The sequence below is a fragment of the Pseudoalteromonas sp. TB51 genome (assembly GCF_000498055.1).
GTDB lineage: Bacteria > Pseudomonadota > Gammaproteobacteria > Enterobacterales > Alteromonadaceae > Pseudoalteromonas > Pseudoalteromonas atlantica.
Genome location: NZ_AUTO01000283.1, coordinates 1 through 20,640, shown reverse-complemented (window position 1 = coordinate 20,640; position 20,640 = coordinate 1). Strand labels below are relative to the sequence as shown.

Sequence of the window (20,640 nt, the reverse complement as noted above, 5' to 3'; positions counted from 1 at the left end):
CGTCGGTATCAAACGCCATAACCACAGCGGCGGCGCCAAATCGTTTAATAATTTTAGCTTGACGTTTAAACGGCTCCTCCCCTTCTTTAAGCGATATTGAGTTAACAATAGCCTTGCCTTGAATACATTTAAGGCCTGCTTCTATTACTTCCCATTTAGAGGAGTCGACCATAATGGGCACTTTAGAAATATCGGGCTCTGAGGCAATTAAGTTTAAAAACTTAACCATGGCCGCTTTTGAGTCCAACATGGCTTCGTCCATGTTTATATCAATAACTTGGGCGCCGTTTTCTACTTGCTCGCGGGCAACATTCAGGGCGGTCTCGTAATCTTCTTCCATGATTAAGCGTTTAAACATGGCAGAGCCGGTTACGTTGGTACGCTCGCCAACATTGGTAAATACTGCAATTTGCTGGGTCATGTTGGCTCCTAGTTTAAGTTACAGGCTTCAAGGCCTGATAAACGCATGCGAACATCAAGCTCAGGCAATGCGCGAGGCTTTACCCCTTCAAGCCCTTTGGCAAACGCACGAATATGCGCAGGCGTGGTGCCACAGCAACCACCAACAATATTTATAAAGCCCGATTTGCCCCAATCTATAATCTCTTTCGCCATGTCCTCTGCTTCTAGGTCGTACTCACCAAATTCGTTAGGTAAACCGGCATTTGGGTGTACTGAGGTAAATGTTTCGCATACGCGCGAAAGCTCCTCTACGTATTGGCGTAGTAAATCGGGGCCTAGGGCACAGTTAAGGCCTATAGAAAGCGGCTTAATATGGCGAATAGAGTTATAAAATGCTTCGGTGGTTTGCCCCGAAAGCGTACGCCCTGAGGCATCGGTAATTGTGCCTGAGATCATTACAGGTAATGTGCGCCCTGCTTGCTCAAACGCCTCTTCTACTGCGAATGAGGCCGCTTTTGCATTAAGGGTGTCGAAAATGGTTTCGATAAGTATTAAATCGGCGCCGCCTTCCATTAATGCAAGGGTAGACTCAACATACGCAGTAACCAGCTTATCAAAGGTAATATTGCGATAACCTGGGTCGTTTACATCTGGCGAAATTGAGCAGGTTTTAGAGGTTGGCCCTAACACACCGGCTACATAGCGTGGTTTTTCTGGGTTTTTAGCGGTGAACTCGTCACATATTGCGCGTGCGAGTTTGGCCGACTCTAAGTTTACCTCACGGCTTATGCTTGCCATGTCGTAATCTTCCATCGAAATGGTGGTTGAGTTAAAGGTATTGGTTTCAATAATGTCTGCACCGGCGGCTAAAAAGCTGCGGTGTATATTGGCAATTAACTCAGGTTTTGTAAGGCTTAATAAATCGTTATTGCCTTTAATTAGTACGTGCCAGTCTTTAAAGCGCTCGCCTCGGTAGTCTTCTTCTTCAAGCTTGTGAGTTTGGATCATGGTGCCCATGGCGCCATCTAAAATTAAAATACGCTCTTTTAATGCAGCGCTTAATTCGCTGTGTTTATTATTGTTTTGCACGTTATTCGGCATAGTTGTTAGTCCTCACATCTTGGCTAACTAAATTAATATCATAAGGGGTCGTTTGGTACACGTAGTAATTTAACCAGTTCGAAAACAGCAAAAAAGCATGGCTTTGCCACGTTTTTGACGGCTTTTTGCTTGCGTCGTTATCTGGAAAATAGTTTTCGGGTTTTGGCGCATCAGGGCTTTTTTGTAAATCGCGCTCGTACTCTGCTTTTAATGTGTCGGCATCGTATTCTGGGTGGCCGGTTATAAACACTTGGCTGCCCGACTTATTTTTCATTAAGTAAGCGCCTACTTTTTCAGAGCCTGCCAATACCACTATATCGTCGCAGGCATTTATTTTATTTATATCTATGTGGCCATAACGTGAGTGCGGCACTAAAAAGGTGTCGTCGAAGCCACGAGTAAGTGCTCCGTGATCAAAGTAACACTGGTGAGTAAACACGCCACAAAGTTTATCTTCTTTTAAATCGCGTTTTAAATTGTAACGATGATACAGCGCCGCATGCGCCGCCCAGCACGAAAACAGCGTAGAGGTAACGTGCTGCTCTGCCCAATCAATAATCACTTTTAGCTCATCCCAGTACGCAACATCGTCGTATTCAAGGTGTGCGAGTGGCGCGCCGGTAACAATTAACGCATCGTAGTTATTGTCTTTCACTTCTGAAAAATAACGATAAAAGGTATCTAGGTGCTCTTCTGAGTTGCTACTGCTGCGGTGCGTATCTAGGCGCAATAACTCTACATTTACTTGTAAAGGAGAATTGGCAAGCAAACGAATAAACTGCACTTCGGTTTCTACTTTATTAGGCATTAAATTTAAAATAGCCAAACGCATAGGACGAATTTCTTGCGTTTTTGCGCGACTTTTTGGCATTACAAACACGTTTTCTTCACGTAAACGGGCAATAGCCGGTAGCTCGTCTTTCACTGTAATTGGCATATTTTTTACTCCTACTCATAAAAACCGAGAATTTATACGCTCTCATTATGAACAGTATGCTAAAAATATCAACCTCTAGATGTATAGATGTCTAAATGAAATTTATTCATGATTTTATACTTTATCAACCTGCAGCCATTAGCGCTTTAAAACCCGCCATTCGTTGACTGTTTCACCCGTGAGCCACTACAATACAACATTGAAATTTTTATTATTATTTGAAGGCTTTCCTCCATGGTTTTACCTGATAAGTTTATATTCTCGATGAGTCGAGTATCTAAAGTTGTGCCACCTAAGCGCACAATTTTAAAAGATATTTCGTTGCACTTTTTCCCTGGCGCTAAAATTGGGGTGCTAGGTTTAAATGGTGCTGGTAAATCTACATTACTTCGCATTATGGCCGGTGTTGACCAAGACTTTGAAGGTGAAGCTCGCCCTCAACCTGGTACTAAAATTGGTTACTTACCGCAAGAGCCAGTACTGGACGAAAGCAAAACAGTACGCGAAATTGTTGAAGAAGCTGTTGGCGAAGTAAAACATGCCCTTAATCGCCTTGACGAAGTGTACAACGAGTACGCAATGGAAGACGCTGACTTTGACGCCCTAGCAAAAGAGCAAGGTGAGCTTGAAGCGATTATTCAAGCGCACGATGGTCACAACATCGATAATGTTTTAGAACGCGCTGCTGATGCACTTCGTTTACCTGAGTGGGATGCTAAAATTGAGCACCTTTCAGGTGGTGAGCGCCGCCGTGTTGCTATTTGTCGTTTATTACTCGAAAAACCAGATATGCTTATTCTCGATGAGCCTACTAACCACTTAGATGCTGAGTCGGTTGCTTGGCTTGAGCGCTTCTTACATGATTACGAAGGCACTGTTGTGGCGGTAACGCATGACCGTTACTTCCTTGATAATGTAGCTGGCTGGATACTAGAGCTTGACCGCGGTGAAGGTATTCCGTGGGAAGGTAACTACTCTTCTTGGCTTGAGCAAAAAGATGCGCGCTTACAACAAGAGCAAAAATCTGAAAAAGCACGTCAAAAATCAATTGCTCAAGAGCTTGAGTGGGTGCGCTCAAACCCTAAAGGTCGTCAAGCTAAGTCTAAAGCGCGTATGGCGCAGTTTAGCGAGCTACAGCAGTCTGATTACCAAAAACGTAACGAAACTAACGAGCTATTTATTCCACCTGGCCCGCGTTTAGGTGACCAAGTGCTTGAAGTTAATAACTTACGCAAGAGTTTTGGCGACCGCGTATTAATCGACGATTTAAGCTTTAGTATGCCAAAAGGCGCGATTGTGGGCATTATCGGTGCCAATGGCGCGGGTAAATCAACCCTATTTAAAATGCTAAGCGGCGAAGAGCAACCTGATAGCGGCAGCATTAGCGTAGGTGAAACTGTAGAGCTTGCAACGGTTGATCAGTTCCGTGGCAACATGGACGAAAGCAAAACTGTATTCCAAGAAATATCTGACGGACAAGACGTACTAAAAATTGGTAACTTTGAGTTCCCAAGTCGTGCATACGTTAGCCGCTTTAACTTTAAAGGTAACGATCAGCAAAAGTTTGTGAAAGACTTATCAGGTGGTGAGCGTAACCGTTTACACCTTGCTAAGCTTTTAAAAGCGGGTGGTAACGTAGTACTACTGGATGAGCCAACCAATGACCTTGATGTTGAAACACTTCGCGCCCTTGAGAACGCTATTTTAGAGTTCCCAGGCTGTGTAATGTGTATATCGCATGACCGTTGGTTCCTTGACCGTATTGCAACGCACATTTTAGATTACCGCGACGAAGGCCAAATTAACTTTTTCGATGGTAACTACACTGAATACGAAGAGTGGCTTAAAAAGACCTTAGGCGCAGAAGCTGCACAACCTAAGCGTATTAAGTACAAAAAAATTGGTTAATTGTAAACTGATATAACAAACCCTGCATTTATGCGGGGTTTTTTTATGCCATTTTTTATCGCTATGGGCTATTTCCCGCTATGCTTGATTTAAATATTACAATAAAGGCAACTCGTTTTATGGAAAATCGACGTCAGTTCTCGCGTATTCTTTTTTCAACCGCGGCTCAATTAGAATTTGCAGGAGAGAGCTACCCATGCAAATTACTCGATGTATCTTTACATGGCGCACTCATTACTAAATGCGCGGCGTTTAGTGGCACAAAAAATAGCGAAGCCACCTTGCGCTTTACCTTGCCACAAAGCGATATAGAAATAAAAATGGAGGTGTTTATTTGCCACATAGAAGATAAACACATCGGCCTTAATTGCCACCATATAGATATAAACAGCATTACCTATTTAAAACGGTTAGTTGAACTTAATTTAGCCGATGAACAATTACTTCATCGCGAGCTTGCCTCATTGATTGAATAGCAGCAATAGACTCCCTTAGTTAAGTTTATTACCATAGCGCAAACTTTATTATTGATACGGTTATGCGCCTAAACCCTCACTTACCTTTGGTCTATCACAGTAATTATTCGTTTAGCTTTGACCCTAAGCACCGATTTGTAATGAGTAAATTTGCTCATTTATATGAGCAGGTTAAAGGTTTAGGCATTGCAGGTAATAATTTAGTAGAGCCTATTTTGGGCTCCCCCGAGCCACTTGAACTGGTACACTGCGAAAACTACATTCACGATTTATGGCATAACCGTCTAGACGAAAAAGCTATGCGCCGCATTGGCTTACCTTGGTCGCAACCGCTAATGAACCGTACATTCACCGCCCCACAAGGCACGTTACAAACTGCACGCTTAGCATTAAAGCATGGCTTAGCCTGTCATTTAGCAGGCGGTACACACCATGCACACACTGATTTTGGCTCAGGTTTTTGTATGGTGAACGACTTAGCCTTTACCGCGCAAACATTAATACAAAGCGGTGAAGTGACCAACGTGCTCATTTTTGATTTAGACGTACACCAAGGCGATGGCACAGCTGCAATGCTTGCGCATCAGCCGTATGCGTATACATGCTCTATACACTGCGAAAAAAACTTCCCGTTTAGAAAATCCCCCAGCGATTTAGACATAGGCCTTGCTAACAATATGCAAGACGCAGAATACTTAGGCGTTGTGGATGATACGCTGCAGTTTTTACTAAAAGAGCTCAACCCCGATTTAGTCTTATACGATGCCGGTGTAGATATTTGGCAAGACGATGGCTTAGGCAAACTAGATATAAGCTGGGACGGCATTAAACAGCGTGACCATTTAGTGTTTAAGCGCAGCCTTGAACATAACACCGCTATTGCTAGTGTTATTGGTGGCGGCTACGACAGAGACCATACGCGTTTAGCGCAGCGCCATGCAATAGTGATTGAGCAGGCTGCTGGTTTTTAAAATAAGTATTAACCTGTGCGCTTTATACTTTTAACTGGCTTGGGGTTAGCCCTGTCCAACGTTTAAATGCCCGCCTAAAGTTAGGAATATCGTAAAATGCCAAACGCTCAGCAACATGCTCATTGCACTTAGCGCGCAAGGTAAGTAAATAAATGGCTTTATGTTTATTTTGCTCATCAACTAAGCTCGAAAAGCGCATACTATGGCATTTTAGTTTTCGTTTAAACGTGGCTGGGCTCATGGCAAAATACTGGGCGGTTTGCTCTAAACTTGCCTCGTTATAAGTGTGTAGATAGCGCCAAACAGCCTCTATAAAGGTGTATTTTTCGTGTGATTTTACAGCCAATTGAGCGCGTGCTTGCATAAAGCGTAATTCGCTGGCGTACGGGTTAGCTTGGCGAAGTAATGTTTTGCTAATTACCCAACGAGTCGTTGGCTGCTCAAAACGTAGCTTTAAACCTAAATGTTGCTCGTACTGATGAATATGACGCGGTCGCTTAAAGCTAAAGTCGAACTCACATTGCGGATAGTGCGGGCTTAAACGCTTTAATAAACTATAAAACGCAGCACTGTAAATTTCTAAAATGTAGTTATGTAGGTCGTCATCAAGCCCTGTAGCAGCATTTAAAAAAATATAAAATTGCTGATTACTTACATAGTGCTGACTAAAAAACAAAGGGCAAAGCTGTAAACGCGCTCGCTGTATTTGTAACAGTGCCGCCCCTAGTTTAGCGCTGAACAATACACTTTGTGCTGCGCTACTTGAATCGTTAACTAATTGACTACCTAGTAAAAAACCGCTGTCGGGGGTGTTCATTAGGCGTTTAAATTGACTTAGTAATTTAACTTGCTGCTCTAAACTAAAGCAATGCTCAACGCTGAGTAAATCTTGCTCAAAAATCCCGGTGCCGCGTAACAACTTATGTAGGGCAACCCCCCTACTTTGCGCAAGCTCTACAACGGCAGTTATAAGCCCCTGTGCAGTTAAATACTTGTCACTTAAGCTAACATAACTGTTCACTGCTGGTGGCTCTTTGTTGTTTTTGTAGTTGTAGGCCGCTGTGCAATTGTTGCATTAGCATGTGAGCTGTATCACTTTTTTGCGCTTGTATGATGTGGGTAGTTACACACTGAAACTTAGCAAGCCCAGAGCCTTCTACTTTAAAAGCACAATGTTTTAATGCGGCTGTTATTTGCCTAAGAAGCTCTTGGCCTTGCTGCTTTGATGTGGCTGGCATTAGCACCATAAAACAGTCTCCCGCATAACGACATACCACATCGCTTAACCGACAGTTCATTAGTATAAGCTCGCTTATTTCGCGTAGCAGTCGATCCCCTTCGCTAAAACCAAACTCATTATTAAAACTCGCGAAGTCGCGTATATCAATAGCGGCTAATAAAACTGGCTGCGGCGCCTTAAGCTGCGTGTTTAACAGGCTTTGTAAGTATTCGGCTGTATAAACGCCGGTAACGGGGCATACTTTGTCGTGCTCACGTAAATGTGCTTCACGGCGCCTTAGCTGTTTATTTAAAACATATTGTTCTTGGTGCCAATGGTATAAACCTAAACTGGTTAGCAGCATCCCAACGGGAGCTGGCAGTGACTCTATCCAGCTTAGCCACTGCTGCGCAGGTTGCATCAACCATTCATCGAGCAAATCGAGCGTGGCCGAGAACATAAATAAACCAAGTCCAAGCACCAAATAACGAGTAACTTTGCCCGGCGGGCGCGAAATAAGTAAGGCAACAATCCAAGTTAGGGTCATAATCACTATGCCGCCCTCACCAATAATATCGAGCCATTGTATGTGTTGTAGCTCTTTGAGCTCCCCTAAATAGGCACATAAAAAGATGGCTAATAACGCCATAGCTATAATACTGTTTGTTAAAAGCCGATGGCTAATAAAGGGATTAAATCGCATAGTTTGTCTTATTTAAATTTCGTATGTATTTATGCTACCCGAAGTGCATTTTTTGTAGCAGGGTCATATTAGCTCAATGATGTGACAGCTAAATGATATGCACTTACTTTTAAGCTGCACATGGCCCATTAACACTATATTGCTTGGGAGTGCGATTAGCTCACACGCCAAGGTAAAGCTTTTAAAACCTTAATAACCTGCTGATCTAAATAGGGTGTTGTCACATTTGCGTCATTTAATTTAATTAGTTTGCTTTCAAACCAAGCAGCAACAGGAGCAAATTACATGGCACACTTTAAACTTAAAGCACTGGTAACAGCGCTATCACTTTGCAATTTAGCAGTACATGCAGCACAAGAAGAACACACAACTGATGTAAAAATATCTGAAGAGTTAGTAGTTTATGGCGAAATAGGCTATCGCAACCGCTCACAAGAGTTGGCCCCTACACTTGAATACTCTCAAGAATACTTTCAGCGTTTTGAACCACTAACAGCAGGTGATGCACTAAAGCGTGTACCGAGTGTGACGTTTTTATCAGATGTGCTTGAGTCTGACGGCGCACGTATGCGCGGTTTGAGCCCTGCTTACACAAAAGTACTGATCAATGGCGAAGAAGTTCCAGGCTCTGGCGCTGATCGCTCATTTTTTGTTGACCGTATTCCAGCAGAATTAATCGAGCGTGTAGAAATAATTCGTTCATCAAGTGCCAACCGCTCTGCCGATGCAATTGCGGGCACCCTTAACATTGTACTTCGCGATGGCTACAGCTTAGACGGCGGTTACATTCGTGCAGGAGGCTTACGCTATGATGATGGTGAACTAAAAGAAAGCTTTGCGGGCGTTTACGGTACTGAGTTTGCAGGTGGACGTTTACTACTAGGCGCCAACTTACAAGGTCGTTATAACCCAAAACAAAAATCAAGCATACGTTATGGTGATAGCCCTGAAAATAACCCTAATTACGCAACTGATGATTTTGATAACCGTGAAGATCAATCTGATACTCGTGATGGCGATGACACATCATTAAATGCCAGCTTTGAAAAGGTATTTGAGAACGGTGGCAAGTTTGATATTAGCGCCATGTGGGTTGATACAGACCGTACCGAAGACGAGCGTTCTTTTGAATATGACAACGCGACGGCCACGTCTAACTCTGTGGTTGAAGGCGGTAACTTGCTTTCAGACAACGCAAATGTTTCCTACATTGACCAAACCAACTACAACATAAACTCAGGTTATGAATTACCGTTATTAGGCGGTACCAGCAAGTTTAAAGTAGGGTATGCCAGCTTTGAAGAGTCAGTTTATGAGCAAGAAGTTGAACTTGATACATCTGAGCTCCCAATGGTTTTTGAGGAAGCAGAAGAAACTGTTGAGATTGACGATAAAGAATGGTCATTACAATGGCAACATAGCTTACTGCTAGGTGACTCAAAAGAAGTTCAGTTTGGTGCTTTTGTTCAAGGAAAAGAGCGCGACACAGCAATTTTTGAAGCTGAAGAGGAAAGTGAGCAAACACTTACTGGCTGGGATCAATATAACCAGACGCCAATGTCATTAGCACAATTTAACAACGAATTTGAAGCAGTAGATGGTGGCGTTAATACGCTTGAAGAAGACCGTTTTGACTTATTTGCATTAATCAAACACGAAGCCGATGTGTTCTCATGGGAGATGGGTGTACGTTGGGAGTCAACTGACTCAAACATTACCGATACCAATGAAGGCGTTACTGCAAAAAATGACTATGACTTTTTCTTACCTTCAGCTCACTTTCGTTACAGTGTCAGCGATAACGGTCGAGTCAGCGCCTCTGTTGCACGTAGCTTACGCCGCCCTGACTTTGACTACATAACACCCGCCCTACTTGAAGAAGAGCTCGCTGATAATGACTTTTTAGGTAACCCAAATCTTAAGCCAGAATCTTCTTGGGGTATCGATTTAGGTTACGAATACCGTTTAGGTAAAAGTGGCGTTGTCGGTGTAAACGTATTTTACCGTGACGTTAGCGACCTAATTGAAATTGCCAGTTCCGGTGTTGAAGGCTCAGAAGGCGAAGGTACATTTGTACTGCAACCACAAAATACTGGCGATGGCACAGTACAAGGTATTGAGTTTGATTTATCAACGCCACTGAACGCAATCAACATGCCAAATACTGGTATTTTCATAAACTACTCTTGGCTTGACAGTGAAGTTGAAGACAGTTTTGGCAAACGTAAATTTAACGACCAATCAGATTATGTTTATAACATTGGCTTTATCCAAGATTTACCAATACTGCGTGCATCATTTGGTGCAACTTACCGTAACCAAGGTGATGCATACGGACGCTTTGTAGGTGAAGAAGTTACCACCTCTTACGGTGCTGATTTAGAGCTTTTCGTTGAAAAGCGCTGGGATGACGTAACCCTTCGCCTAGTGGGTTCAAACCTACTTGATGCCAGTAAAGATGAAGTTTTTAACAAATTTGACTCACTTGATGACCAAAACAGCCGTGACTTTGATGAGTACGAGCTTGAATCTGAAGAAGCAGGTCCTGTGATTCAACTAATGTTGCGCTACGCATTTTAATAGCAGGCATCATCATTTTAGGCACGTGATGGATTGCTATTACGTGCCTTTTGGGAGTTAGAACATGTTTAAACTGTCTTTCATAATGGCCGCCCTACTGAGCTCATCAGCACTCAGTGCAGTCGAGCCTGTTATTTATAAAGATGAGCTTTATCAACAGCAAAAAATAGCTAAGTTAAATACGCTACCTGATAGCCTTAACTTTATGGTAATTGGTGATTGGGGACATAACGGCCACCTTTATCAAAAAGAAGTGGCTCATCAGTTAGAAATTGCCATGTACCAAACTGATGCTGACTTTATCGTCTCAACTGGCGATAACTTTTACCCGAATGGGGTGGCAAGCGTTAACGATCCGCTTTGGCAATCAGCCTTTGAGAACATATACCACGGCCCGCATACTTTTGAAGACTGGTATGTTGTGTTAGGTAATCACGATTACTTGGGTAACGCCCAAGCACAAATTGACTACACAGAAAAAAGCCAGCGTTGGCAGTTACCTGCAAGGTACTACAGTAAAACATTTGCGCTTGAAAACAACGAGCAAGTGTTAATGGTTTTTTTAGATACCAACCCAATTCAGCCGCAATACAGAGACCGTGATAAATACCGTTCAACCCAAGGGCAAGGCTATAAAGCCCAGCTTACTTGGCTTGAAACCCAACTTGCCGGCAGTAGAGCAAAGTGGAAAATTGTGGTAGGCCACCACCCGCTTTATTCAAGTGGTAAACGCTTTGGCCGTAACCAAGGGCTTCGCGACATTTTAGAACCTATTTTGGAGCGTCATAACGTGCATGCTTATATCGCAGGGCACGAGCACGACTTGCAATACAACCAACCAAACAATAGCAAGGTTGCTCACTTTGTCTCTGGCGGAGGAAGCGAAGCACGTTTTGTAAAACAGCGTGAATTTACCCGTTATGCAGAAGCAACCCCTGGCTTTTTAAGTGTATCTATCAATGGTGAAACGCTAAAAATGAGCGCAATTAATCACCTTGGTGAAGTACGTTTTAGCACTGAAAAGCATATTAATAAGTAAAGGATAAAATAATGAACTTTAAATTAAGTACCATTTCAACAGTGCTCTCTAGTGCACTTCTGGTTACAGCTCTTAGCGGCTGCACAAGTAATGAGGAACCTAGCAGCCAAAGCAACGCAGCTATGGTACAAGCAGCAATAGCTGTGGAAAAATTTGGCCCTCAACAAAATATGCAAGGCTCACAGGCAGCAGCGCTGGGTAATAACCAATGGTTGATTGCCAGCGAAAGCCAGGGCTTATTAGTGACAGATAAAGACCAAAGCAGTGTGTTATTAGCGGGTAACTTTGAATCTATCTCACTGAAGAAAATCACAGAGCAACAATTTTTATTGGCTAGCCTAGATAACAATCAAGATAATGTGGCTATTTTTAAGCTCCTGAAAACGGATTCATCTTGGCAGCTAACTGAGCTTACACGTATCAGTCCACCACAAGCACAACCAGATGCAGTGTGTTTATTTAAAAACGATAATAATGCAACTGTATCAGCGTTTGTGCCAGATGTTCGCGGCTTGATCAGTGAAACCATTATTTATGACTTAGCGAGCAAGCAAGCAAAAAACATCGCTGTTCGTGAATTTTCAGCCGTTACTGAAGCCTCAGGTTGCGCAGTTAATGACGAAACAAAAACCTTGTATGTGGGCGAAGCTGAACTCGGCGTTTGGGCTATCAATGCTGACGCTGAATCCGATGCCAATAAACAGCCAGTGGCATTAGTTGAGCCTTACGGTGAATTAAAAGCTGAAATCGGCGCATTATCAGTATCACAAGATGGTACTTTATGGCTTACTGCCACTGATGGCAATATGATCTATGCTTACCACGAAAATACTGAAAAACTAAGTCAATGGTCACTTTCTGGCGATCACACCATTGAATCTGTTGCAGCGAGTTTGATCGATAACAATCAAGCGCAGCTAGTTTTAATTGATGATAAAACAGGTGCCTATATTCAAGCAAACGTTAACTACACAGCGCAAACAGTTACTTCACAAAACAAAGTCGCTATGACTCACCTCCATGCCAGCGCACAAACAACACCAGTAGCAGCATTTGGTGATGCAGCGGATGACCCGGCAATTTGGATAAATGAGCAAGACGCTAAAAACAGCTTAATTTTAGGCACAGATAAACGTCGCGGCTTGATGGTTTATGATCTTGATGGCAACAAAGTACAATCGCTTAATGTTGGGCGTTTAAATAATGTTGATGTACGCCAGCATCAGGGTATAAACAACGAAACCCAGACTTTGATCACAGCCAGCAACCGCACGCTTAACAGTATTAGCGTGTTTACGGTGGATAGTAATAATAAAGTAAACCATGTAACAGAAGTAGCCACAAACCTGACTGAGATGTACGGTATGTGTATGTATTCGTCTGAATCTGGTCAATACGTATTTGTTAATGATAAATCAGGTTTATTCCAGCAATATAAACTCACCGGTGAGCAAGGTAACTTAAGCGGTGAACTGGTTAGAGAGTTTACCCTACCAAGCCAACCTGAAGGCTGTAGCGCTGATGATAAACTAGGCCAATTATTTGCAGGTGAAGAAGATGCAGGCATTTGGTATATCGATGCTGAACCCAGTGCTGGTAACAAAGCGCTCATGCTACAAGGTATAAATGAGCAACTTGTGGCAGATGTTGAAGGCATGGAAATCTATCATGCTGATGATACTCGTTATTTAGTGGTATCAAGCCAAGGCGATAATAGCTATGTGCTTTATAAAATATCAGATGATACACAGCCTAGCCTAAGCTTTGCAGGTAAATTTAATGTGATTGCTAATCTAGATAAAGGCATTGACGGCGCAGGTGAAACGGACGGCTTAACCGTTACAGCAAAACCTTTACCAGGCTATCCTGAAGGCATGCTTATAGTGCAAGACGGCTACAACCGTATGCCACTACAACCACAAAATTTTAAAATTATTGACTGGCGTGAAGTTAAAAAAGCGATTAAGTAAAAACCTACCATATTTAAACGCAATAAGGCTCTTACGAGCCTTTTTACTATGTGTATTTAAAATAAACCTATTAAATTTAGAGTTATTAAAGCTATATACTACACTTTAAGCTCATAAATTAATTGAGATTATTATGCGTTTACTTCTTACTTTGTTGATCATTACTATAAGCGGATACGCTTTTGCTGAGGAAGAGGCAGCAGAATTGCCACCACTCAACCCCAAATACAAGGCTGAGCATGCAATAGCACTGGTGAATAAAGGTTCAGGAATTTATGCGTTTAACTTACCCGGCTATAAATTACCGCACGATGTACAAGTGGTGTATAGGATTAAAAACCCCGATGTGGCTTTTTTAGATGTTCTGCGCAACGCAGAGCTTATAACGCTAAAGCCCAAACCATTTAATATTCAACGCTTAATGCGCGGTGAAGAAATAACCATTACCGCAGATGTGTACGAAGGCAATTACAAAAAAGCAGGCAGCCTAATTTACACAAACAGAACAATAGAAATGAGTAAGCAGCTATATGCTCGCCAATTAAAAGATTTAGCTAAAGCTAGCCAGTGGCAAGAATACGACATGATAGACCTAGGTAGCACAGAGCGAATTTACATACATAAAATTAGCCAAGCACCTAGTTTCAGCCACTTAATTTTTGTAGATTTGGTAAATGCCTGTATGCAAAAGTTTAGAACCTCAACCCTCCTTCCCAGCCAGAATGAGTTAACGTATAAATTTATAAACTGCGGCTCCCTAAAACCTTTGTTTTACGAAGCAGAAAGTTTAAATAAATAGTTTCAAACATGAAAAAAGGCCCTTTCGAGCCTTTGGATTAACTTTGGAAATATAAAGTTTTAAAAATTATATCAGTGTAAGCAGTTGTGGCGCTGCGCTGTGGTAGTCAACGGCCATAGCAATACTGAGTGCTGTAATATTTATAATAGAAAAAGCAAACACTTGGCGTGCCCAGCTCGTTAGATTAATATTACGGCGATAGCCACGCAGGGCCATAAGTAACCACCAAAAACTGGTAATACACGCCACTGCCATAAAGGCGGCGCCAGTGTAGCCACTTATTGGCAATAGCATGACGACTAAAGCGTACACAGCAATATAAAGTACAATATGGCGCTTCGCTTTATCAATCCCTTGCGCTACGGGTAATACGGGAATACCTGCGGCTTGGTAATCTTTAAAACGAAAAATAGCAATGGCATATGAATGCGGCATTTGCCACAGACTAAACATAACTAATAATATTAATGCACCTATATCGAACTGCCCGGTTACAGCGCAGTAACCTACAACAGGAGGCACTGCGCCAGAAAGGCTACCTACAAACGTGCCATAAACTGAGTTGCGCTTCATGTAAAGGCTATAAACCCCAACATAAATGATATAGCCAAACGCTGCAAAAAATACCGCGGCTTGTGTGGTGTAAGCAATGAGTAAACCAAACCCTACAACCCCCAATAAAACCCCGTGACTCAGTGCAGCAAAGGCCGACATTTCGCCTGTTACTGTTACCCGCGTACGAGTACGTGCCATGGCTACATCTATGTCTCTATCAATTACATTGTTGATAGCACAGCCCGATGCAACCACAAGTGACAAACCAATAAGCGTAACAACCATTAGCCATGGGTCTATATCCCCGCGCGAGGCAAGTAAAAAACCGCCTGCAACGCTGATAAGGTTGCCCATAATAATGCCTGGCTTAGTCACTGATAAATAACGACGAAACATCTTCAACTCCTAGTACATCATCATTGCGTTAGATTCGTAAATTATCCAAACCGATAACCCAACAACCATGACGATAATTAGGGCACTGAATAAAAATGAGAAGGTACTTGCACGGCCATCTTCTGTCGTAAAATTAAGGTGTAAAAAGTATTTTAAGTGCACCAAAATTTGTACAATAGCTAAAGTAACAATGCTCCAAAGCGTAGTTACTTTTGAAAAGTCGCCTTCCATTACCATGTAAAACGGTATGGCGGTTAAAATTATTGATAGCACAAAGCCTATTAAGTACGTTTTAACACTGCCATGAGACTCATCATGGTGCTCGTTTTGCATTTGCTTTAACGCGTGCGCTTCGCTGTGGCTCATTACATTGCTCCCATTAAATAAACAACGGTAAATACACAAATCCAAACAATGTCTAAGAAGTGCCAAAATAGGCTTAGGCAGCTTAAGCGTGTCACTGTTTGTTTACCTAAGCCACGTTTAGCCACTTCTATCATCATAATACTCATCCAAATTAGACCCGCAGTTACGTGTAAACCATGTAAGCCTACTAACGAGAAGAATGAGGTTAAAAAGGCACTTTGTTGTGGACCATTACCATGCACAATTAGGTGGTGAAATTCGTAAATTTCCATGCCTATAAACACAGCACCTAAACAAAAGGTAATAAATAACCAGGTGAGTGTTAGTGCCTTTTTTTGCCCTTGTGCGGCAATCATGGCAAAGCCAAAGGTAATACTACTAATGAGTAGCGCAGCGGTTTCTACTGCGACAAAGTCGAGTTCAAAAATGTCTTTACCTGATACACCACCGGCTGTGTTCATAAACAGCACGGCGTAAGTGGCAAAAAACGAGGCAAACAATAGGCAATCGGTCATTAGGTATAACCAAAAGCCAAAAATTGTATCGCCAGAGGTATCGTGATGCTCATGTGCATGAGCATCGTGCGAAACTGAGTCTAAATGGGCAGTTTCTACATTCGCAAATAGTGTACTCACGCGCTTAGCTCCTTATTTCCACTAGAATTATACGCAGCTTCAATACGTGCAATTTCATCAGGTTGTATATAGTAATCAACATCGCTGGTGTAACAACGCTTGATAAATAAGGCAATTGCGCCAACAAAACCAACGGCAGCTAACCACCAGATATGCCAGATCATGGCAAAGCTAAATACAGTTAAGCTTGCTGCAATTAACACCCCAGATGCTGTGTTTTTAGGCATATGAATTGGGCTGTAGCTTGCTTTTGTTTGATACGCTTGGCCTTTTTCTTTCGCTTCGGTCCAGGCATCAATGTCATCAACGTGAGGAATAGTTGCAAAGTTATACACTTGTGGAGGTGAGCTAGTTGCCCATTCTAGTGTATGGCCGTTCCACGGATCGCCGGTTGTATCGTCAAGTGCTTCGCGGTCTCTAAAGCTAACAAAGAGCTGCACAACTTGGAAAATAATACCAAACATAATAATGACAGCACCGCCTGCTGCAATGTATAACCACATGTTCCAATCTGGGTTATTAGTGTGGTTTAAGCGACGTGTCATACCTAAGAAACCAAGTACATACAACGGCATAAACGCCACGAAGAAACCAACTATCCAACACCAAAAAGACGCTTTACCCCATTTTTCGCTAAGCTTAAAGCCCATTGCTTTAGGGAACCAAAATACAAAACCTGCAAGGTAGCCAAATACAGCGCCACCAATGATTGTGTTATGGAAATGCGCAATTAAGAATAAACTGTTATGCAACACGTAATCGGCACCCGGAATAGCCAGTAGTACGCCGGTCATACCGCCTACTGTAAAGGTAACCATAAAGCCTAATGTCCAAAGTACAGGAACGCTAATACGTAAACGGCCGCGGTAAATGGTAAACAACCAGTTGAATAGCTTAACGCCAGTTGGGACGGCAATAACCATGGTCATTACCCCAAAGAACGCATTAACGTTGGCGCTCGACCCCATGGTGAAAAAGTGGTGTAGCCAAACAATAAAACCTAAAATAGAGATTGCACCGCTGGCATACACCATCGATTTGTAACCAAATAAACGTTTACCGGCAAAGGTTGAGATAATTTCAGAAAAAATACCAAAAGCAGGCAGTACTAAAATATAAACCTCAGGGTGACCCCACGCCCAAAACAGGTTGATGTACATCATGGCGTTGCCGCCCGCTGCATTGGTAAAAAAGTGAAAATCAAGGTAACGGTCAAGCGTTAGCATGCCCAGCACAGCAGTTAAAATAGGGAAAGATGCTGCAATTAAGATATTTGCCCATGTACATGCCCATGTAAAAATTGGCATTTTCATTAGGGTCATACCTGGGGCACGCATTTTAAACACAGTCGCTAAAAAGTTTACTGCAGTTAAAAGCGTACCGAGTCCGGAAATTTGCAAGGCCCAAATATAATAATCAACCCCCACCCCAGGGCTAAAGGTCAGCTCCGAAAGCGGCGGATACGCCACCCAACCTGTTTTTGCAAACTCACCAAATACAAGCGACAAGTTAATTAAAATGGCACCGCTGGCAGTAAACCAAAAACTTAGGTTATTTAAAAATGGAAAAGCGACATCGCGTGCGCCAATTTGCAGTGGCAATACAATGTTCATTAGGCCAATCATAAATGGCATAGCCATAAATATGATCATGATAACGCCGTGCGCTGTAAATATTTGGTCGTAATGCTCAGGAGGCAAATAACCAGGTGCACCGCTGGTAGCAAGTGCTAACTGCGCACGCATCATAATGGCATCAGAAAAACCACGAAACAGCATTATTAATGCTAAAAATATGTACATTACGCCTAAGCGTTTATGATCAACAGAGGTGATCCAGTCGTGCCAAAGCACGCCCCACTTTTTATATTTAGTAATAAGCCCGGCAATAATAAGCCCGGCAATCGCTATCACCGTCATGGTAACCATTATAATTGGCTCATGAAACGGAATTGCGTCGAGTGAAAGTTTACCTAAAAACGACATTATTATTCCTCGCCCTGGCTGTGAGATGAAGGCATTGCGTGTTCATTCATTTCATGGTGCTTTTTGCTCATTTGCCCATGTTCGCTCATTGCTTTATGTTTTTTGTTCATATCGCCATGTGCCTGCATATACTTCATAACAATGGTATAAAATAGGCCGTCGTCGACCTTGCCATAATAGGCAACAGGATTGTTTTCACTGGCTTTTGCAAGTTCAACATAATTGGCATGAGTGAGGTTATTAACATTGGCTTTAACGCTTGTTACCCACTTGTCAAAATCAGCTTGTGTTGGGGTGGCAATGGCATTGAACTTCATACCGGTAAAACCTGCGCCACTGTAATTAGCAGAAAAGCCTTTAAATGTGCCCGGCTCGTTTGCGATTAAATGAAGCTTGGTTTCCATGCCTGCCATAGAATAAATTTGACTACCTAGCTGAGGAATAAAAAACGAGTTCATTGTGCTTTCTGAAGTGATTTTGTATTCCACCGGCACATTTGCCGGAAATACCAATTCATTTACCGTTGCAATACCTTGTTCTGGGTAAATAAATAGCCACTTCCAGTTTAATGAAACCACCTCTACAGTGAGGTGCTCGCCTTTACCTTCAATAGGTTTATAGGGGTCTAAGTCTTGGGTAGACTGCCAGGTAATAACACCTAAAATAATAACGATAACAATAGGAACAGCCCAAACAACGGCTTCAATCTTATTTGAATGAGCCCATTTTGGTGCATAAATTTCATGATCTTGTGTGTCTCGGTATTTCCATGCGAAATACAAAGTCATCACAATAACGGGGATTACTACGAGCAGCATAAGGACAGTAGCAATGATGATTAAGTTTTTCTCATCAATACCTATTTGGCCTTTTGGATCGAGTATCCCGCCTTTACAGCCTGACAACGCCAGCACCGTACTAGCTAAAGCAATATTACAAAGGTTACGAATTAACAAGGGAGTATCCTACAAACCTAGAGTTTTAATTTGCTGCTTTGAATAAAAATTAAGCAACGATTTTTCAATAAAAACCCAAGTTAACTAGAACTAAATTATAAAAATAAAGGGGACTGAACCCGCTGCAAGTGGATGCAAAAAAGTACCTAGCAACAAACCCAGCTTCTAAACGCATTTATATAACGTAATAAAAGTTAACTTGGGTGAGTGTTGGTTGGCTGACGTGATTAAAACACGCGGCTACATTGCTAATGCAAACTTTAATTATTTACAGCAAGAAAAAATAATTAAAACCAGCAACAAGTGAAGCCTTACAGACAACCTGTAAAGCTAGGTGGAGCACGACAACCATGTGCAGCGGACACAGGTTGGTGTACTTTTGCCTCGCGAAAAGCGAAAGCGGCTTTACGAAGGATTATTCCAGCACGACGCGCCGGAAAAATATGGAACAATAACCAGCAAAGGCCAATGAGTAACTGACTAGATATGATCGGATGAGCTAAAAATTGCGTAATGTGCAGAAAAACAGGCTCAACAATAGAGCCATTGCTAAACAACGCTTCAAGCTGAAAGGCATCCTCTAATGCACCACTTAGCAGCATTACCGTATTAAACACTAATAATGTTATAGCGACACACACGCCCTTGCCCGCTTTATTCAAGCGCTCACACGTTTGCGGTTTGCTAGAAGCAAAAGCCGTATTTGTATGATGCAAAGAAAGTGTGTTCAAAGACATTAACCTACTAAATGACTAATAACAAAATTAGAGTAATAAAGCGCGCAATGGAAAAATTAAAAAACATTGCTGCTGTAAGCCCTAAAACGAGGTGCTAAATACAATCAAACCGGCTAGCACACATTTACCTAGTGAGAATTGATCCGTATCAAATAAACTTTCAAAACTTACTGAAAGTTCGATGCTGAGTATAACAAAGACAGTTTTCGGTTCAACAAAAAATATAAAGTTTTGCGTTAAGCTTTCGCAGCTATTTTGTTAATAAAAAATAACATAATAAAAATAAGGACTTAGTTTATAAATATTTATATTTAGGGAGCATGAGGAGTAGAGATAAGGGGGGATTAATGAAGTTAAAAATAAAGCCGCACAAACAAAAACAGCCCAAATTCAGTCACCACCGAACTTGAGCCGCCTTTCACACTGACAACATCTTCACACACATATAAAGATTCTTGGTTTACACTGCGTGGCAATTATAGGGAATAAAAACAACTCAAAACCGGTCACTACCGACCTTGGGTTGCCTTTCACACTGACAACATCTTCACACACAATATAAAGATTTTTGGTTTACACTGCGTGGCAATTGTAGGAGATAAAAACAACTCAAGCTAAGTCACCACCGAACTTGAGTTGCCTTTCACACTGACAACATCTTCACACACAATATAAAGATTTTTGGTTTACACTGCGTGGCTATTGTAGAGAATAAAAAAACTCAAAACCAGTCACCACCGACCTTGAGTTGCCTTTCACACTGACAACATCTTCACACACAATATAAAGATTTTTGGTTTACACTGCGTGGCAATTGTAGGGAATAAAAACAACTCAAGCTAAGTCACCACCGAACTTGAGTTGCCTTTCACACTGACAACATCTTCACACACAATATAAAGATT

18 protein-coding genes are annotated in these 20,640 nt (G+C 42.1%); 7 read left to right on the top strand and 11 right to left on the bottom strand.

The features are described 5' to 3' along the window. From L650_RS23895 to metA, 3 genes are all read right to left on the bottom strand, one after another. On the bottom strand, positions 1-421 hold a 421-nt coding region (locus L650_RS23895), incomplete at its 3' end, for a dihydropteroate synthase (protein WP_164835573.1). 8 nt (positions 422-429) lie between these two features. Next, positions 430-1,503 (bottom strand): homocysteine S-methyltransferase family protein, encoded by a 1,074-nt coding sequence (locus L650_RS0116915; protein WP_029773846.1) that lies wholly within the window; start codon positions 1,501-1,503, stop codon positions 430-432. Further along, positions 1,493-2,440, bottom strand: a complete 948-nt coding sequence (gene metA / locus L650_RS0116910; RefSeq protein WP_004587433.1) for a homoserine O-succinyltransferase MetA — start codon at positions 2,438-2,440, stop codon at positions 1,493-1,495. Before metA ends, L650_RS0116915 begins: the two co-directional genes overlap by 11 nt. A gap of 234 nt (positions 2,441-2,674) precedes the next feature. On the opposite strand from metA, the gene ettA reads away from it, so the two are divergent. The 3 genes from ettA (at position 2,675) to L650_RS0116895 (ending at position 5,795) form a co-directional block, all read left to right on the top strand. Beyond that, complete coding sequence (gene ettA, locus L650_RS0116905) at positions 2,675-4,348, top strand: energy-dependent translational throttle protein EttA (RefSeq protein WP_029773845.1); 1,674 nt, start codon at positions 2,675-2,677, stop codon at positions 4,346-4,348. Between the two features lie 119 nt (positions 4,349-4,467). Then, positions 4,468-4,824, top strand: coding sequence for a PilZ domain-containing protein (locus L650_RS0116900; protein ID WP_029773844.1), 357 nt, complete (start codon positions 4,468-4,470; stop codon positions 4,822-4,824). A 62-nt stretch (positions 4,825-4,886) separates the two neighbouring features. Then, on the top strand, positions 4,887-5,795 hold the full coding sequence (locus L650_RS0116895) for a histone deacetylase (protein ID WP_029773843.1): 909 nt from the start codon (positions 4,887-4,889) through the stop codon (positions 5,793-5,795). A 22-nt stretch (positions 5,796-5,817) separates the two neighbouring features. Here the strand turns inward: L650_RS0116895 and L650_RS0116890 are convergent, their stop codons facing one another. Further along, on the bottom strand, positions 5,818-6,816 hold the full coding sequence (locus L650_RS0116890; RefSeq protein WP_029773842.1) for a helix-turn-helix domain-containing protein: 999 nt from the start codon (positions 6,814-6,816) through the stop codon (positions 5,818-5,820). Continuing rightward, positions 6,800-7,663, bottom strand: coding sequence for a GGDEF domain-containing protein (locus L650_RS0116885; protein ID WP_223230594.1), 864 nt, complete (start codon positions 7,661-7,663; stop codon positions 6,800-6,802). The genes L650_RS0116890 and L650_RS0116885 overlap by 17 nt, the downstream gene beginning before the upstream one ends. Before the next feature lie 339 nt (positions 7,664-8,002). Here L650_RS0116885 and L650_RS0116880 point away from each other — a divergent pair, with 339 nt between their 5' ends. From L650_RS0116880 to L650_RS0116865, 4 genes are all read left to right on the top strand, one after another. After that, positions 8,003-10,297, top strand: coding sequence for a TonB-dependent receptor plug domain-containing protein (locus tag L650_RS0116880; protein WP_029773840.1), 2,295 nt, complete (start codon positions 8,003-8,005; stop codon positions 10,295-10,297). Between the two features lie 64 nt (positions 10,298-10,361). Further along, the gene (locus L650_RS0116875; protein ID WP_029773839.1) at positions 10,362-11,336 is read left to right on the top strand and encodes a metallophosphoesterase; all 975 of its coding nucleotides are present in this window, start codon (positions 10,362-10,364) and stop codon (positions 11,334-11,336) included. Between the two features lie 11 nt (positions 11,337-11,347). Further along, positions 11,348-13,306: a phytase gene (locus L650_RS0116870; protein ID WP_029773838.1), complete on the top strand. Its 1,959-nt coding sequence runs from the start codon at positions 11,348-11,350 to the stop codon at positions 13,304-13,306. A 133-nt stretch (positions 13,307-13,439) separates the two neighbouring features. Continuing rightward, positions 13,440-14,105: a hypothetical protein gene (locus tag L650_RS0116865; RefSeq protein ID WP_029773837.1), complete on the top strand. Its 666-nt coding sequence runs from the start codon at positions 13,440-13,442 to the stop codon at positions 14,103-14,105. Between the two features lie 66 nt (positions 14,106-14,171). Here L650_RS0116865 and cyoE read toward each other — a convergent pair whose 3' ends face one another. From cyoE to L650_RS0116830, 6 genes are all read right to left on the bottom strand, one after another. Beyond that, positions 14,172-15,056 carry a heme o synthase gene (cyoE, locus tag L650_RS0116860; RefSeq protein ID WP_029773836.1) on the bottom strand — a complete coding sequence of 295 codons (885 nt, stop codon included), beginning with the start codon at positions 15,054-15,056 and terminating at the stop codon, positions 14,172-14,174. Between the two features lie 9 nt (positions 15,057-15,065). Continuing rightward, on the bottom strand, positions 15,066-15,422 hold the full coding sequence (gene cyoD, locus L650_RS0116855; RefSeq protein WP_029773835.1) for a cytochrome o ubiquinol oxidase subunit IV: 357 nt from the start codon (positions 15,420-15,422) through the stop codon (positions 15,066-15,068). Continuing rightward, positions 15,422-16,057, bottom strand: a complete 636-nt coding sequence (cyoC, locus tag L650_RS0116850; protein WP_029773834.1) for a cytochrome o ubiquinol oxidase subunit III — start codon at positions 16,055-16,057, stop codon at positions 15,422-15,424. Before cyoC ends, cyoD begins: the two co-directional genes overlap by 1 nt. Continuing rightward, positions 16,054-18,042, bottom strand: a complete 1,989-nt coding sequence (cyoB, locus tag L650_RS0116845; protein WP_004587446.1) for a cytochrome o ubiquinol oxidase subunit I — start codon at positions 18,040-18,042, stop codon at positions 16,054-16,056. The genes cyoC and cyoB overlap by 4 nt, the downstream gene beginning before the upstream one ends. Before the next feature lie 2 nt (positions 18,043-18,044). Further along, the gene (gene cyoA / locus L650_RS0116840; RefSeq protein WP_029773833.1) at positions 18,045-18,998 is read right to left on the bottom strand and encodes a ubiquinol oxidase subunit II; all 954 of its coding nucleotides are present in this window, start codon (positions 18,996-18,998) and stop codon (positions 18,045-18,047) included. Positions 18,999-19,309: 311 nt separating this feature from the next. Then, positions 19,310-19,729, bottom strand: coding sequence for a hypothetical protein (locus L650_RS0116830; protein WP_029773832.1), 420 nt, complete (start codon positions 19,727-19,729; stop codon positions 19,310-19,312). Positions 19,730-20,640 lie beyond the last annotated feature (911 nt).

Coding starts and splice junctions, on each gene's coding strand:
- L650_RS0116915 (WP_029773846.1), bottom strand. CDS start 1,503: ATGCCGAATAACGTGCAAAACAATAATAAACACAGCGAATTAAGCGCT.
- L650_RS0116900 (WP_029773844.1), top strand. CDS start 4,468: ATGGAAAATCGACGTCAGTTCTCGCGTATTCTTTTTTCAACCGCGGCT.
- L650_RS0116895 (WP_029773843.1), top strand. CDS start 4,887: ATGCGCCTAAACCCTCACTTACCTTTGGTCTATCACAGTAATTATTCG.
- L650_RS0116865 (WP_029773837.1), top strand. CDS start 13,440: ATGCGTTTACTTCTTACTTTGTTGATCATTACTATAAGCGGATACGCT.
- L650_RS0116870 (WP_029773838.1), top strand. CDS start 11,348: ATGAACTTTAAATTAAGTACCATTTCAACAGTGCTCTCTAGTGCACTT.
- metA (WP_004587433.1), bottom strand. CDS start 2,440: ATGCCAATTACAGTGAAAGACGAGCTACCGGCTATTGCCCGTTTACGT.
- L650_RS0116875 (WP_029773839.1), top strand. CDS start 10,362: ATGTTTAAACTGTCTTTCATAATGGCCGCCCTACTGAGCTCATCAGCA.
- L650_RS0116885 (WP_223230594.1), bottom strand. CDS start 7,663: ATGGCGTTATTAGCCATCTTTTTATGTGCCTATTTAGGGGAGCTCAAA.
- L650_RS0116880 (WP_029773840.1), top strand. CDS start 8,003: ATGGCACACTTTAAACTTAAAGCACTGGTAACAGCGCTATCACTTTGC.
- cyoE (WP_029773836.1), bottom strand. CDS start 15,056: ATGTTTCGTCGTTATTTATCAGTGACTAAGCCAGGCATTATTATGGGC.
- cyoB (WP_004587446.1), bottom strand. CDS start 18,042: ATGTCGTTTTTAGGTAAACTTTCACTCGACGCAATTCCGTTTCATGAG.
- ettA (WP_029773845.1), top strand. CDS start 2,675: ATGGTTTTACCTGATAAGTTTATATTCTCGATGAGTCGAGTATCTAAA.
- cyoD (WP_029773835.1), bottom strand. CDS start 15,422: ATGAGCCACAGCGAAGCGCACGCGTTAAAGCAAATGCAAAACGAGCAC.